The sequence below is a fragment of the Arcobacter aquimarinus genome (assembly GCF_013177635.1).
GTDB classification, from domain to species: Bacteria; Campylobacterota; Campylobacteria; order Campylobacterales; family Arcobacteraceae; genus Aliarcobacter; species Aliarcobacter aquimarinus.
This window is the reverse complement of record NZ_CP030944.1, coordinates 792,201-806,937: the sequence shown is the minus strand read 5'-3', so window position 1 is coordinate 806,937 and position 14,737 is coordinate 792,201. Positions and strand designations below refer to the sequence as shown.

At 26.4% G+C, this 14,737-nt stretch carries 13 protein-coding genes; 2 read left to right on the top strand and 11 right to left on the bottom strand.

Features of this window, described 5'->3' with window-relative positions:
• Positions 1 to 4: 4 nt before the first annotated feature.
• From AAQM_RS03945 to ruvA, 4 genes are read right to left on the bottom strand one after another with little or no spacing between them, the layout of a single operon-like run.
• Positions 5 to 1,441, bottom strand: a complete 1,437-nt coding sequence (locus AAQM_RS03945; RefSeq protein ID WP_129096026.1) for a Mur ligase family protein — start codon at positions 1,439 to 1,441, stop codon at positions 5 to 7.
• Entirely contained in the window at positions 1,428 to 2,147 is a 720-nt protein-coding gene (locus AAQM_RS03940) for an alpha/beta fold hydrolase (protein ID WP_129096025.1), read from the bottom strand. The genes AAQM_RS03945 and AAQM_RS03940 overlap by 14 nt, the downstream gene beginning before the upstream one ends.
• Before the next feature lie 3 nt (positions 2,148 to 2,150).
• Positions 2,151 to 3,191, bottom strand: coding sequence for a D-alanine--D-alanine ligase (locus tag AAQM_RS03935; RefSeq protein ID WP_129096024.1), 1,041 nt, complete (start codon positions 3,189 to 3,191; stop codon positions 2,151 to 2,153).
• A 24-nt stretch (positions 3,192 to 3,215) separates the two neighbouring features.
• Positions 3,216 to 3,779, bottom strand: coding sequence for a Holliday junction branch migration protein RuvA (ruvA, locus tag AAQM_RS03930; RefSeq protein ID WP_129096023.1), 564 nt, complete (start codon positions 3,777 to 3,779; stop codon positions 3,216 to 3,218).
• Positions 3,780 to 3,885: 106 nt separating this feature from the next.
• Here ruvA and AAQM_RS03925 point away from each other — a divergent pair, with 106 nt between their 5' ends.
• On the top strand, positions 3,886 to 6,075 hold the full coding sequence (locus tag AAQM_RS03925) for a methyl-accepting chemotaxis protein (RefSeq protein WP_129096022.1): 2,190 nt from the start codon (positions 3,886 to 3,888) through the stop codon (positions 6,073 to 6,075).
• A gap of 23 nt (positions 6,076 to 6,098) precedes the next feature.
• Here the strand turns inward: AAQM_RS03925 and AAQM_RS03920 are convergent, their stop codons facing one another.
• The 3 genes from AAQM_RS03920 to AAQM_RS03910 all read right to left on the bottom strand — a co-directional run bounded on the left by AAQM_RS03920 (position 6,099) and on the right by AAQM_RS03910 (position 8,455).
• Positions 6,099 to 6,452, bottom strand: coding sequence for a hypothetical protein (locus AAQM_RS03920; protein WP_128986815.1), 354 nt, complete (start codon positions 6,450 to 6,452; stop codon positions 6,099 to 6,101).
• A gap of 76 nt (positions 6,453 to 6,528) precedes the next feature.
• Positions 6,529 to 7,593 carry a tRNA pseudouridine(13) synthase TruD gene (truD, locus tag AAQM_RS03915; RefSeq protein WP_129096021.1) on the bottom strand — a complete coding sequence of 355 codons (1,065 nt, stop codon included), beginning with the start codon at positions 7,591 to 7,593 and terminating at the stop codon, positions 6,529 to 6,531.
• Between the two features lie 40 nt (positions 7,594 to 7,633).
• On the bottom strand, positions 7,634 to 8,455 hold the full coding sequence (locus AAQM_RS03910; protein ID WP_129096020.1) for a thiamine-phosphate kinase: 822 nt from the start codon (positions 8,453 to 8,455) through the stop codon (positions 7,634 to 7,636).
• A gap of 143 nt (positions 8,456 to 8,598) precedes the next feature.
• Between AAQM_RS03910 and AAQM_RS03905 the strand changes: the two genes are divergently transcribed.
• Positions 8,599 to 8,985: a class II SORL domain-containing protein gene (locus AAQM_RS03905; RefSeq protein ID WP_128986812.1), complete on the top strand. Its 387-nt coding sequence runs from the start codon at positions 8,599 to 8,601 to the stop codon at positions 8,983 to 8,985.
• A 100-nt stretch (positions 8,986 to 9,085) separates the two neighbouring features.
• On the opposite strand, the gene AAQM_RS03900 is transcribed toward AAQM_RS03905, so the two are convergent.
• The 4 genes from AAQM_RS03900 to AAQM_RS03885 form a co-directional block, all read right to left on the bottom strand.
• Positions 9,086 to 10,321, bottom strand: coding sequence for a PepSY-associated TM helix domain-containing protein (locus AAQM_RS03900; protein WP_129096019.1), 1,236 nt, complete (start codon positions 10,319 to 10,321; stop codon positions 9,086 to 9,088).
• 10 nt (positions 10,322 to 10,331) lie between these two features.
• Positions 10,332 to 10,997 (bottom strand): DUF4198 domain-containing protein, encoded by a 666-nt coding sequence (locus AAQM_RS03895; protein WP_129096018.1) that lies wholly within the window; start codon positions 10,995 to 10,997, stop codon positions 10,332 to 10,334.
• 127 nt (positions 10,998 to 11,124) lie between these two features.
• Positions 11,125 to 13,161 carry a TonB-dependent receptor domain-containing protein gene (locus tag AAQM_RS03890; protein ID WP_129096017.1) on the bottom strand — a complete coding sequence of 679 codons (2,037 nt, stop codon included), beginning with the start codon at positions 13,159 to 13,161 and terminating at the stop codon, positions 11,125 to 11,127.
• 304 nt (positions 13,162 to 13,465) lie between these two features.
• Entirely contained in the window at positions 13,466 to 14,734 is a 1,269-nt protein-coding gene (locus AAQM_RS03885) for a class I SAM-dependent methyltransferase (RefSeq protein WP_164967074.1), read from the bottom strand.
• Between the last annotated feature and the right edge of the window lie 3 nt (positions 14,735 to 14,737).

Below are 14,737 nucleotides of genomic sequence, written 5' to 3'. Positions count from 1 at the left end.
TTAACTAAATAAAATTAGGAGCATCATTTGCAAATAAAATCAAATCTCCAGCTTTTGTTGTTTTTGCTAATGTTGCTTCCATTAAAGATTTGTCTTTTAAAACATAAACTTTTTGTTTATCTATATTTGCTACAAATAAATGCGTATTTAAACTTCCTGTTAATATTACAAAATCAAAATTTTCATTTATTGCTCTTGCTAAAAGAATATTTGCTTCATCAGTTGATTCTACAAGTCCTGGAGTTATTATTACTTTTCTTCCTTTATGATTTGTACAAATATTTACAGCTTCTAACATACCTTCTAAATTACCATTATAAGAGTCATCAATAATTAACTTACCACCTGCTTCAATCTTTTGAAGTCTATGTTCAACCTGCGGTAGTCCCATTAAAGAAACTTTTATTTCAGGAATACTCATACCTAAATAATTTGCGACTAAAATAACTGCTGTTAAATTTATAGCATTAAAACTTCCTAAAATTGGAGCATAAAAATTTTCTATTTTTCCAGCAACTTCAACATCAAACCAAATTCCATCTAAATTACTTTTTGTAATTTTAAGATTATTAGGGAACTTTGTTATTGTTGGATAATCTTTTATAGGAACTGATTCATGAACAAATCCCATTTGCATTTTTGGAGATTTTAAAAGTTCCATTTTAGTATGAATAATATTATCTAAGGTTTTAAAATACTCAATATGTTGCTCTCCAACACTTCCAATTATACATATTTGAGGTTCTAAAAATAAAGCTATCTCTTCAATATCACCTTTTAATCTAGCTCCTGCTTCTGCAATATATATTTGTGTATCTAAAGGCAAATCTTTATTTACATCTAAAACTATTCCACCTATTGTATTTACACTTCTTGGAGTTTTATAAACTTTATATTTATTTTTTAAAACATGATATAAATAGTTTTTGATTGAAGTTTTACCAAAAGAAGCTGTTATTGCAATAGTACGTAAACCTGCGATACTTTGATGTCTTTGTTTACCCTTATGTTTAAATGAAATAAAAAATATTTTTTCTAAAATCGTAGAAATAGCATAAGTTAAAACTAAAGGAGCAAAAATAAACATATTTGTACATTTTGGATTTGATAGACAAAGTGCTGTCATAGAAAAAGTTACAAAAAGTAAGATTATTAAAAATCTTTTTACTCTTGCTGTCAAAACCAATGGCTTATCTAATTTTCTATTCCATAAAACAAAACTTGTCATATATACAATATAAAAATAAATAGGGAAATAAGGTTCAGGAATAATATAAAAAAGTATAATAGGAGATAGGAAATAAGTTATATGCCATTGCCATTTATGATGCTTAAAAATAACTCTATCTAATTTATAGTTATACCATTGTAGATTAGTAATTAAATACCAACCTAAACTCATAATCAATATTATGTGTGTAATTATATTAACATATTCCATTTTCTATTCTCGTTGTAATATCTTTTGCGTTTTTCACAAAGAAGTAATGATCGCCATCATAAGATATAAATGATGATTTTTTTATTAAATTTGCAATTGTTTCACCTGATTTTAGTGAAGTTGCTACATCATTTTTACCCCAAAATATTAATGCATTATTTGTAAAATTAGAAAATTCTTGAAAGAAATCCTCATTAACTACATTTTTAAAAGTCAAATACATATTTTCACTCATACTATTTACATCTTTACTTCTAAATCTTTTAGTTATATTTTTTAAACCAAAAAAATTTAAAAATTTTGCAAAAAATATTTTTATTTTAACATCAAGTGGCTTTTCTTCTAAAATTCCTGCACTACTTAAAAGCACAAGATTTTTTGGATTTATTAAAGTCGCTACCTTTCCACCATAAGAATGACCAACAATTATATCTTTTGAAGAATTTAGGAGTTTTAAAAACTCTTCTGTAATTTTTGCATACTCATTTGTTGTTAAAACATATTTATTTTCACTTTTTCCAAATCCTGGCAAATCTATATAAATATGTCTAAAATTTTTAAGATATGGAGAAAAAACATTTTTCATAATATCTTTATTTGAACCCCAACCATGTAAGAATACAATATCCTTTGTCGCCATTGGATTTATAATTTCATAGGAAATATCAAAAAATTTATTGTTAATAGTTAAACTTTTTGTTGCCAAAGTTTATTTTCCCTTACTTGCTTGAATTTTATTTACATATTCATAATTTATTGGAATATGTTTTTTTCTTGGTAAGTTATTTGCTACTTCTTTAAATAATGTAGAAAAATCTTCAAATAAATAGTTAGCCATAGAACCAGGTATTGAATTTATCTCATTTAAATATACTTTATCATTTACAACAAAGAAATCACATCTTATGATAGAACCTTCAAACAGGTTGTTATACAATCTTTTAAATGACTCTTTAATTTCATTATTTAATTTTTCACCTAAATCAACCTCTTTTGCTTTTGAAGTTCTTGAAAAATCTAAATACTTTTTATCAAAATCCAAAAATTCTGTTTTTTGTGGTTCTTCAATAATTGAAAATTTAAATTCACCATTTACTTTTGTTCCAGCTAAATTGTATTCTTTAACTCCACTAATGAATGGTTCAATTATTATTGCATCATCAAATTCATAAGCAACATCTAAAGCATATTCTAACTCTTCTTGAGATTTTACTATAGAAACTCCAATTGAACTTCCAAGTTTTACAGGTTTTAAAATAACTGGAAAAGTTTCAACTACAACTTCATCACCTTTTGTAAAATATTTATAATCTAAAGTATTAACTTCAACACTTGAAGCATAACCTTTTGTTAAAAACTTATTTGAACTAATTACACAAGCTTCAGTTCTTGGAGCTATAAATGGAATACTATAAAAATCTAAAACAGATGATAAAATACCATCTTCTCCATCTCCTCCGTGAGATAGATTTAAAACAACATCAAAATCAATACTTTTTTCTTTAGCAAAAAGTCCACCTTTTTTATAAAAACCACCTTTTTGAAAATATACTTTTTCAAATTTTTTATAATCACCTGAACTAAATAGTTTTGATTTTATAATATCTGTTGGAATATGATACATATCTCTTGAAGCATCTAAAAAAAGATATATTAATTCCTCTTTTAACACATCTTTCATTGCAATTGAACTAACTATTGAAATTTCATGTTCAAAACTAACACCACCAAAAACTATAGCAACTTTCATCTTCTTGTATTCCTTATTTAAAATTTATTTTTGTAATTTTCTTAATGCTTCTTTTACTAAATCACTTGTATTTCCACTAACACAAGTTTTTAATACTTTTGATACAACATCTTTTTTAAATCCCAATGATTCTAAAGCTAAAGCTGCTTCAAAAGATGAAGATAAACTTGAATCTTCCAAATTGTCATGGGAATCAACAATAAATCCAGATAATTCAACTAAAATTCTACTGGCACCTTTTGGTCCAATTCCAGGAACTCTTTTTAGCATTGAAACATCATTTTCATTTACTATTTGTGCAAATGAAGTTGGAGTGAACGTTGAACAAATGGCAAGTGCAACCTTTGGTCCAACACCATTTATTTTAATAACCGTATCAAAAAGTTTTTTCTCATTTGAATCTAAAAAACCATATAAAGATTGTGAATCTTCTCTAATAATATGTGTGATTTCTAACTTTATTTCATCAGAAATAATTTTTGAACTACAATTAATTGACACAAACACTTCGTAAATAATTCCATTAACATTTATATTTAATAATGTTGGTTCTTTTTTCGTTACTTTTCCTATAAGCCCTACAATCATACATTTTACTCTTTGTTAAATAAATTGTTCAATTTAATATTTAATTAATATTTAATAAATAGATTTCATTATATAATAAATACACTTAAACAAAAAGGCTGGTAAAATGTTTGAAATAATAACAAAAAAGATAAGTAATAAAATTATCATAGCTTTATTCATTTTGATGTCATTTAGTAGCTTAACTGTAATCTTTGTAACAACTTCAAAAGTAACAGAAGATTCAATAGTTAAAACAAAAGAAAACTTAGAGATGTTAAATGCTGCGATGTTTCAAAGTCTTAGAAATGCTATGAACACAGGAGATCCTGCACAAATAGCAAAAGCAGAAGATGATGCAAGGCAGATAAAGGGTGTAAAAAATTTAACTGTTGCAAAAAGTCAACCATTAATGGAACTTTATCCATCAAATGATAAATATACTACAGATAAAGATATTTTAAAAACTTTTGATACCAAAGAACCTTTATTGTTACAAACAAAAGATGAAAATGGTCATAGTCTAAGAATGATAAAACCAATGATAGCAACAGCAGAATGTATGATGTGTCATGCAAATCAAAATGAAGGTGATGTAATAGGAGTAATGGATTTAACTTTTTCACTAGATGAATCAGATAAAAAAATCAATACATTAATTACAGAGATATCATTTATTTCAATACTTTTATCAATATTAACAATAGGATTAATTTTCTTTATTGTAAAAAAAGCTACAAATCCAATAGGAAAATTAAAAAATGGATTTGAAAATCTTTTACATTCAAATGATACAAACATTACATTAAGTGTTGATTCAAAGGATGAAATAGGAGAAGTTGCTGATTTATTTAACTCATATATGAATAAAGTAAGAGTTGGATTAAAACAAGATGAAAAAGTTATTGAAGAAGCAAGTGATGTTTTAGAAAAAACTGCAAATGGATTCTTTGTTTATAAAGTAAATGGAATAGCTTCTAATCCACATGTTGAAGATTTAAAAAATAAATTAAATTCAATGATTGAAAGAACAAAACAAACTGTTGATAAAATAAATGAAACATTAAGATATTATGCAGAATCAAAATATGATTTTATTATAAATGATGATGGGATTTATGGAAACTTAGGTTCAGTAACTTCAGGAATAAAACTTGTTGGAAATAATACATCTGAAATTTTAGCAATGGTTATGAATACGGGTAACTCTTTAAATGAAAATACAAAAACCCTTTCAAATGCTTCAAATAATTTATCTACATCTTCTAATCAACAAGCTGCATCACTAGAAGAAACAGCAGCTGCACTAGAAGAAATAACATCAACTATTCAAGCAAATACACAAGCAACAACACAAATGTCACAATTAGCTCATAATGTAACAGTTTCTGCTAAAAATGGTCAAGAGTTAGCAAATCAAACAGCTAATTCAATGGATGAAATAAATAAAGAAGTAAGTTCTATTAATGAAGCTATTGAAGTAATTGATCAAATAGCATTCCAAACAAATATTCTTTCACTAAATGCAGCCGTTGAAGCAGCAACGGCTGGAGAAGCTGGAAAAGGATTTGCTGTTGTTGCAGCTGAAGTAAGAAACTTAGCAAATAGAAGTGCAGAAGCAGCACGAGAAATAAAAAATATAGTAGAACTAGCAAGTAAAAAGGCTAAAGAAGGTAAAAATATTTCTGATAATATGATAGAAGGATATAAAGAGTTAAATGAAAATATTTCAAATACTATTTTAACAATAGATAAAGTAGCAACTGCTTCAAAAGAGCAAGAAAGAGGTATTATTCAAATTAATGATGCAATTAATATGCTAGACCAAGCAACACAAAAAAATGCACAAGTAGCAGATCAAATTTCAACAATGGCTTCAAATATTGCACAAATGTCTAATTCATTAGTTACAGCAGCAGCAAGAGCATCTTTTTTAGAGGATTCATTAGATAAAGTTTGCGATGTAGATTTAGTTTATGATACAGCTTTATTAAAAGTTGATTTGCTAAATACAAAAGATAAAGTTTATGGGAAGTTAGGGAATTATAAATCATTTAAAATTGAAGAGAACACTTCTTTAAAACAATGGAGTGAAAAACATATTAACTCAGGTAAAAGAGTAGATATGACTATTATGAAAAATATAGATGAGTTAAATACTAAATTCCATCTTAACCTACAAGAATTAGTAAATGCGAATTCAAATAAAGAGAAAAATGAAGAACTAAATAAAAAAGCTAAAGAAGTTGAAATGGAAGCTTTAAGAATTTTTGGAAATTTAAATAACGTAAAAAGAGAAGCTTGTAAAAAGAAATAAAAGAAGAAAATTCTTCTTTTATTTTAAGACTGCATTTGTTTTATTAATAACTCTAACTCATCTGCGGATAAAGTATCTTCACAAGAGTCAATATTTTTAGCACTTGGAGCCAGATTATATTGAGTTTTATCTATATCATTTTTTTCACAAACAAAATTAACAACTCTTTCTATCTTTTGTCTATGTAAATCTTGATTTTGTAATAGACCATAAATTTCAGAAATCATATTTTTAATCTTATTTTTTTTGTGAAGAAGAATATCTAAATCATCAACTATAAAATCAATACTTTCTGCATTTTCATAAATCAATTGAGCATTATTTTCTGATTCTTTTATAACTTCACATAACTGTGCTATCAACTCTTCATATTTCATACTTATCCTTTTTATCCTATTTCCTATGAATAGTTTAACTGATTTTTACTTAATACATTTTATATTTATTTAGTTATTAATGAATTATTTCAGCTATTACTTCTGTAGCGTATGAACCTTTTGGAAGATAAAATTGTATTTCCATCCAGTTTTTTTCTTCTTTATAGTTACTTGAAACATCTTCAGGAAAAACCCATGCAAATCTTCTTGCGCCATCTTCTCCTGTTTTTTCTTCAAACTCTTTTTCTATTTCATAAGCTAAATCAATTGAAGTTTTAACCCTATTTCCACTTAAAAGTCCTGTGGGAACTCTATCTCTTTTATAAAATTTCAAAGCTTCTTCTTCTAAATCTTCAATTGTAAAAATTTTTCCAAAAGGATAATGAGATAACAAATCACCTGTTAAAAGTTTAAAAGGATGTTTTTGTTTTTTCATTCTTTTTACAACATCTAAAGGAAGATTTAATTTTTCATAAATCTCTTTTGGCTCAAAAGCATCAATAAGTTTTGATATTTCGATTCTTTTTGAAAGCCAAGAGTTAAAAAGATAACTTTGATAAGCATTGATATACATTTGCTTCAAATTTCTTCTTTTCTCTTTTAATTTTCCATCAATAATATCTTTACCTTTTTTATAGTTATCCCCTTCTACTCCAAATCTTTGAAAACCAAAATAATTTGGAATACCATAAGTTACGATTTGTCCTAAAGCCTCTTCTATTTTTCTTTTTTCAATTGCTCCAACTCTTTTAAGTCTAATAAAAAATTTATTTCCTTTTAAATGCCCTACTTTAATTTTATTATTATGATAAGTTGTTTCAAGAATTTTTATATTTTCATGTTGAAAAGATTTTAATTGCTCTTCATATTTTCTATGAATTGAAATCGATTGAACAGTTAAAGCATTTTTATCTTTTAACCCTGCATACCCAAACTCTCTTGAACTACAATTTAAATATCTTGCTAAAATTTCTATAGCATCCCAAGTTGCTAAATCTTTTTTTCTAATCTTTAAAACCAAATGCTCACCATCACCTGAAAATTCATAAAGTGGAATTTCAGTAACAACAAAATCATCTTTGTTTTGTTTAAAAACCACATCAATTTTTGAGTGATTTAAATATCTTTGTAATTGTTCCAATATTTTATTTCCTTTAAATTAAGTTCCTAATATTTTTTTGCTAAAAATGATGATTTTTAGCATCTGTTTTATAACTACCTTTTATAGCTTTTGCAAAAATATTTAATTTTATTTTATATTTTTTTGCAATTTTTTCTATCTTTTTTAAATTTTTTTGATTAAATGAAAAAAGTATTTCATACTCTTCTCCTGATGTTCCAATATTTTCATCAATTTCTTCAAAAAATTCAAATCCTATTTTACTTGCCTTTGATAATCTTTCTAATTCAAAAAATAATCCATCTGAGATATCCATAGATGCTGTAACAAAAGGAGCTATTTCATAAAAAAATTTAGGATTTAAAACTGGTTTTATAAATTTTGATTTTTTAGAAATTTTCTCATTTTTAAATAAAGCTGCTAAATCTTTTTTTGAACTACCTAAAGTTCCTGTATAACATAAAAAATCATCTTTTTTTACTCCAGTTCTAAAAATTGGATTTGATGATTTTGAGATAATAGTAACAGAAATATCTAATTTTTCATTTGAGATTGTATCCCCACCAATAATCTCTATTTCAAACTCTTGAGCAGCCTTTTTAAAACCTTTTGCTAACTCTTTCAAATCATCTTCACTGTATGATTTAGGAATTGCAACACTTAAAAGTGCATATAAAGGCTTTGCATTCATAACAATCGCATCTGAGATATTTACAATCATTGATTTATAAGCAATTTGTTTTAAACTCATCCACTCTTTTTTAAAATGTACATTTTCAAAAAAAGCATCCATTGAGTAAACAAATCCATCAATAAAAGCACCATCATCACCAATTATTTTGTTATTTGAAAATTGTTTTATAAAATATTCTTCTTTATTCATATTTTTATTATATCAAAGATGAGCAAAATATACACGAAAACAAAAGAATTTTCTAATTTAAACAAAGAGGATAAAAAATATCTTAATTATTTTACAAAAATTATTGTATAATCTATTTTTAAAAATTTAATTAGGAGATTACCATGCCAAAAATTAACAAATATGTTGATATTGATACTGTTGAAAGAGAAGCAAAAAAAGATTTAATTGATAGACACAGTCCATTTATTCACTGTGCATCAACTGCAAAAAAAGGTGAGCCATTTGAAGTTACTGTAAAAATGGGTAATGAATATACTCATCCAGATGATTTTGATCATTATATTGAGTCTGTTTCATTATTTAACGGTGAAACATTATTAGCAAAAGCTACATATGTTCCAGGAACATTAGGAAATGTAAAAGCACATAATACAACTACATTTACAATCATTCCAACTGGTTCAAAATTAAACTTAGTTGCTCATGGTTACTGTACTAAACACGGAATTTGGGAAGGTACGCCTGTAACTGTTGAAGTTACTGAGTAATTAAAACCCTTATCCTAAAAAAAAGGTAAGAAGTTAAACTTCTTACCTTTTTTTATATCTTTACATATATTAACTCTAAAAAGAGTATAAGAAATATTTCTTATGCTCTTTGTTGTTGAATTTTTGGTTTTTTCTTTTTATGTCTATTTATATAAAGCATAAAACCTGTTATTGTAAATAATGCCATTAAAGCAGATGCAATAAACATACCAATTTGTCCAATAAGTCCAAAATATTCACCTGTGTGTAAAGGTAAAATACTTTTCATCAATCTTTCATTTAATGGTAAATCATTGTATCTTTCATGTTTTAACAATTGCCAAGAATTAATATCCACTTCAAGAGTATTTCTAGCTCTATAATGAGCAGGATCTGTATCTAAATAACTAAAACTATAAATTGTTCCTTTTTGTGGGAATCGAAGAGTTACACTTGAATAATCTCTTTGAACAAAAATATTAAACATTTCTACAGCTTTTTGAATATCTACAAACTTAGATGATGAAGTTTCACCTTGAGGTCTTTGACCTTGTGCTCTTTCAGCTCTTTGTCCTTCTGTTTTTCTTTCTTTTTGTCCTTCAACTTTTTGCTCTTCAGATTTAGATTCTTTTTGAGTTTGAGGCTGTGGCGCTTGTTGTCTTTGAGGTTTTTCTACTCCTGCTATTGAATAAAGCATATTATTATACCAGCCATAAGACCAATAAAGTCCTGTTAAAGCAGCTAATAAATAAAACGGAATCACCCACATACCTATTGCACTATGCATTGTTGATAAAAATGCTCTTCCCTTATGTTTAAACTTAAAAGTAAAACTTTTGAAAAAGGCATGTTTTATTCTTCCCCAATAAACAATAATTCCACTTATAATAAGAACTATTAAAGCAACTGTTGAAATAGCAACTGTTTGTTTTCCAACTTCTCTTATTTCTTGAGGGAAGGCTAACCATCTATGAAGTCTTAAAATAAATCCAAAAAAATCTTTTCCAACTAAATCTGGTAAAACCTCAGCAGTATAAGGATTTATATAAATATTCAAACCTCTTCTTGCACCTTCACTTGCAACATTTATAACTGTAGAAGATTCTTTATCCAATGAAAAAGAGATACTATTTATCTTTGCTTTAGGATTTGATGCTTGAAATTTTTCTAATAACTCTTTAGTAGTTAACTTATCCTGTCCCTCTATAACTTTTACATAATAACTGTCACTATTTATAGCTTTCATAATCTCTTTTTCAAAAGATAAAATAGCTCCTGTAACTCCAACTATTAAAAGAATTATCCCTGCTGTAATTCCTAAAATCCAATGTATTTTAAACCATATTGTTTTATGCATTATTCACTTCTTACTTTTTTGTTTCCCAAGGTAAGCCTTGATTTACCTCAATTGTATATGCTATAAAATGAATTGTTTTATCAAAAGTCTTTCCATCAATTTCTCCTTTTGTTTCATCTTCTAAAGAAGCTTGTAATAAATATTTACCAATCCATGGAGTATGTATTGTAAACTCACCTTTATCATTTATTTCAAATGTTTTTTCCCAACCAGTTGGAGAGATAACTTTTACTTTTGATTTTTTTATTGGTTCATTTTTAAATACCAATCTAAAACTATTACTATCTTTTGCAAGGGGTATAATATCAAAATCAATAATTGATTCTACTGACGTTCTTCCTGCTTTTGTGTAAGAAATTTTATTTTCTACTATTTCAGAATTTCTAGCTTTTCTAGGTTCTGATGTTCTAACAACAGCGATATCACTTTTTTTACTTAAAGTATAAGTAATACTATTATCATCTCTTTTTACATCTTTTACCAACCCATCAGGATATGAAACTCCCTCTTTTATTCTTGCAAATTTTTCACCACTTTCAGTTTGCTTTCCATCAAAGTGACCAAAAAACAATTTTGCTTCATTTTTTTTATCATCTAAATCCAACCAAATTTCATGAGCATTTGCTGAAACTACGGCTATTGATGATAAAAGTATTGAATATGCTAATTTTTTCATTTTAAACTCCTATTTTTGTCGCGAATTGTATTATATAAATTTTAACAGTTTCTTAACGAAATTGATAATTGTTATTAAGTATATAAGATAAATGTAGAGTTACATTTACCTTATAAAATATTATTTCTTAAAACTTTAAATTCATAGCAACGCTATATCTTCTACCGTCTAAGATATAATCATATCCATCTTCTGTTGTAACTTCTTTATTGGCTAAATTATAAATTCCTGCAGAAAATTGTAAATTTTTATCATATTTATAAACAGCACCTAAATCAACAAATGTATATGAAGGATTTTTATCACTTGGATCTGAAGATGTTCCTCCTGTTTTACCTCTATAATTTGCTTGTGTCCATAATAATAATTTAGAAGTTGCATCCCAATCTATTCCTGCATTAAACATATGTTTAGATATATCATTTAATGGATTTCCTTTGTTCGCTCCTGATTTTTGTTCACTATCTGTATAAGTATAAGAGTGTCTATATTTTAAATTTTCTAAAATATAATAATCTGTTGTAATTTCTATACCTTGAATTTCTGCTTTATCTACATTAAATTGATTTGTATAACCATAACTATTAAAAGGAAGATTTGGATTATCTATATAAAATTGACTACCTGCTGTTTGACTTCCTGCAACTCTAGAAGATCTAGTAATTTTATCTTTAAAGTCTGTTTGGAAAAGCATCAAACTTCCAGCTAATCCCATATCTGGATTATCATAAGCAATACCTGTTTCGTATGTTAAACTTTTTTCAGGTTCTAAATCAGGATTAGGAAGAAGTGCGCCACCCATTGAATTTAACATATATTCAGGAGAAGAACTTCTTAAACTTGGAGCCTTATATCCAGAAATAACTCCACCTTTTAAATTAAAATTATCAGTTAAACTATAAACAGCATAAACTTTTGGAGAAAGATTACTTCCAAAAATTTCATTATTATCGTATCTACCACTTAAAGTTAAAGCTAAATCATCTGTAACCTGCCAAGTATCTTCAGCAAATAATGCCCACTGATATCTTTCTAACTCTGTTATTTTTCCTGCCATTTTAGCATTTTGATTAGTTGTACCATCTTTAAGACTCTCTTTTTTATAGTTTGCACCAAGAGTTAAAGAATTTGTATCAAAAAAATATGTTCCTTGAGAATTTGCTGTAAGTGTTTCAAATTCTATACCACCTGGATTTTGTACTCCAGCAACTGTTCTTCCAGTAATTGAATTATTTTTATCATTATCATATTGTAAATATGAATTAACTACAAATTTATCATATTTTGCTTCATGGGTTAAATTATAGTTTGCTTTTTCTAGTTTTGAATAAGTTCTAGTATTTGTAGAAGGTAAACTTATTCCTGGATTGTGTGTTCTTTCTTGTAAAGTATGAGAATATCCAGCTGTAATAGTATTATTTTCATCAGGAGTAAATATAAATTTACCACCAAAATTCTTTCTTTCAAAATCTGGTTCACTTTCACTTGATTCTGTACTATTTCTTTGTAAACTACTTTCATCTGTTGTTTGATATCCACCTGTAATTTGTAATGACAGAAGATTATCAACTAAAGGAGCATTTATATAAATACTAGTATTTTGTGAATCATTATTTACTTTATTTGATGAATCTGCTTTAATATACTCTGTTTTTATACTAGCTGTTACTTTATCAGAATGTTTTTTAGTAATAATATTTATAACACCTCCCATGGCATCAGAACCATATAAAGATGAAGCAGGACCTCTAATAATTTCGATTCTATCAATAGCTTCAAGTGGTGGTAAAAAATTAACTGATGCTCCAGCTACACCACCATTTGTTGTAAGTAATCTACCATCATTCATTGGTTTTCCATCAATTAAATATAAAGTATAAGAATCACCCATACCTCGAATTGATATTGTTTGATTACTTCCTCCACCATTTACATAAACACCTGGCACATTTTTAAGAGCATCAGTTACATCTGAGTAAGATTTTTTTTCTAACTCTTCAGCTGTAATTACTGAAATAGTAGCAGCTGCATCTGCAATATTTTGTTCATATCCACCTGCTGTTGTAACAGTTGTTACATTTACATCTTCTAAAACTGTATTTGCTACCAATGAAACCTGAGAAACTAAAATAGCTGCAAGAGCTTTTGAAATTTTTGTATTCATTATTTTCCTTGTATAAAAATTTTATTGTTTTTTATTGGCTGGCTATTTGTAAAATTACTTTGGCTGGCTATTTCTTTTTGTAAATTAACTACTTTCTAACTACAAATTAGGAGAACAAAAAACTTTGTAGTTAATCTAATAGTTAATAAACAATTAACGAAATTTTAACAAGGAAAAATGACGAAAAAATGATTTTTTTGATAATAACTATCAAAATTGATAATTTTAAAATAGTCTTGTTGATATTAAAATAATTTGGCTGGCTAATAATAAAAATATGTTGGCTGGCTACTTCATGTTAATATCAACAATTAAGATAATTATAATTACGAAAAATGATAGGAAAATGATTTTTTAACTTAATAAAATTTTTTTTATCAATAAATTCATAATTTTTTGATTTCGGAAAAATTGTATCATTCCACATCAACATTTGAATTGATTCAAACAACAAATATATTTGATTTGAAAAAATTTTATGTTTTCCTAATTCTTCAAAAGAACAATCTTTTTTACTTAACTCTTCTAATATAGCTTTTGTTATCTCTTTTGGAATTTCTATCTCTCCAATTGGAGTTGAAAGTTTTATCTCTTTTGTTAAAATATTTTTATCAACTAATGTAAAAATCATAGAGTTTAAAGCTTTTAAATGTTCTTCTTTAGTTAGAAGTTGAGGATTTTTTTGAAATAAATCTATCCTTTGTTTTTGATTTCTTGCCAAATCTTTTATATACTCTTTTAATATTGGTGAAGAGATATTTTTTAACACTTTTTGAGAATTTTGAGGAATACTAATATTTTCTAAATTATCAAATAAATTTGCACTTCCTATATAAGATGCTTTTGTTTGAGCTACAAATTGATGTACATCTATTGAATATTGAGGATTCCAAAAATCTGTCAAAAATTCATGGGCTAAATAATCTAAATCATTTTGTTGAAATACTTTTTCTATAGAGTCTAAATTTGGATAATCTATAAATGTTCCTGCACTATTTAATTGGTTAAATAAATCAATTCCAACTTTTATATTATCTTTTGAACTCCCATTTAAATGATGGTCAACAACATTTAATAACTTTTGAACACTAAGAAGTGATGTTGAACCAGGATGACACATATAATGTAAATAAAAAATCCCTTTTTCTTTTAGAGATTTTGCAACTATCTCTAAAATTGAGCGTTGATGAATAGGTGAAATCCAAGACCAAGTTCCATGGCAAACTATAAAATCAAAAGCTATATTTTCCCTTTGAGAAAAACTTTTAAAATCACTTTGAATAAATTCAATATTTTTAATTCCAATTAACTCTACTATTTTTTTAGCTTCTTTTATATGTTTTTCATTAAAATCAACTCCAATGAAATAGCCAGTTGGATTATTTAAAGCAGAAAATATTAGATTCAAACCTGTGGCACATCCTAATTCACAATAAGTAAACTCTCTTGTAATATCAATACTTTTAAGACCTAAAAATGTTGCTGAATGATTCAACCAAATTGGTTGAATCTCTTTTTGTAAATGTATAGGATATGAAGTATCAAAAACATATCCTTCTTCTCTTTTTTTCAAAAT

What these genes read in the sequence shown, in the direction of transcription:
- AAQM_RS03945 (WP_129096026.1), bottom strand. Translation starts at nt 1,441, where the DNA reads ATGGAATATGTTAATATAATTACACACATAATATTGATTATGAGTTTA.
- AAQM_RS03935 (WP_129096024.1), bottom strand. Translation starts at nt 3,191, where the DNA reads ATGAAAGTTGCTATAGTTTTTGGTGGTGTTAGTTTTGAACATGAAATT.
- ruvA (WP_129096023.1), bottom strand. Translation starts at nt 3,779, where the DNA reads ATGATTGTAGGGCTTATAGGAAAAGTAACGAAAAAAGAACCAACATTA.
- AAQM_RS03925 (WP_129096022.1), top strand. Translation starts at nt 3,886, where the DNA reads ATGTTTGAAATAATAACAAAAAAGATAAGTAATAAAATTATCATAGCT.
- AAQM_RS03920 (WP_128986815.1), bottom strand. Translation starts at nt 6,452, where the DNA reads ATGAAATATGAAGAGTTGATAGCACAGTTATGTGAAGTTATAAAAGAA.
- AAQM_RS03910 (WP_129096020.1), bottom strand. Translation starts at nt 8,455, where the DNA reads ATGAATAAAGAAGAATATTTTATAAAACAATTTTCAAATAACAAAATA.
- AAQM_RS03905 (WP_128986812.1), top strand. Translation starts at nt 8,599, where the DNA reads ATGCCAAAAATTAACAAATATGTTGATATTGATACTGTTGAAAGAGAA.
- AAQM_RS03900 (WP_129096019.1), bottom strand. Translation starts at nt 10,321, where the DNA reads ATGCATAAAACAATATGGTTTAAAATACATTGGATTTTAGGAATTACA.
- AAQM_RS03895 (WP_129096018.1), bottom strand. Translation starts at nt 10,997, where the DNA reads ATGAAAAAATTAGCATATTCAATACTTTTATCATCAATAGCCGTAGTT.
- AAQM_RS03890 (WP_129096017.1), bottom strand. Translation starts at nt 13,161, where the DNA reads ATGAATACAAAAATTTCAAAAGCTCTTGCAGCTATTTTAGTTTCTCAG.